The 223-nt window shown below is 35.9% G+C and carries 1 protein-coding gene; it reads right to left on the reverse strand.

The annotated features are described in order from the left end of the window. Positions 1-83 precede the first annotated feature (83 nt). A partial coding sequence (locus tag G3997_RS05175; protein WP_296649391.1) for a hypothetical protein occupies positions 84-223 on the reverse strand: 140 nt, incomplete at its 5' end.

A 223-nucleotide genomic window follows, 5' to 3' on the forward strand; every position in this document is an offset into this window, starting at 1 on the left:
TTTCAAATCGCTTACTTTCCCAATCTCCACTAAACTCCTTAAATCTAAGCTTCGGTGYCTTACTCATMATNTCNCACCTCCCCTTATAATCCAAGCTCTCTTAAGTAARCTGCTAACTCTTCATCTAACTTAGCTATCTCTTTATCAATATCTTTAATTCTCTCACTAACAGCTACTAAGTCTATCGGCTCTTCTTCCTCAAAAGTATYAACATATCTTGGTA

This window comes from Romboutsia sp. 13368, from assembly GCF_018336475.1.
Lineage (GTDB): Bacteria > Bacillota > Clostridia > Peptostreptococcales > Peptostreptococcaceae > Romboutsia.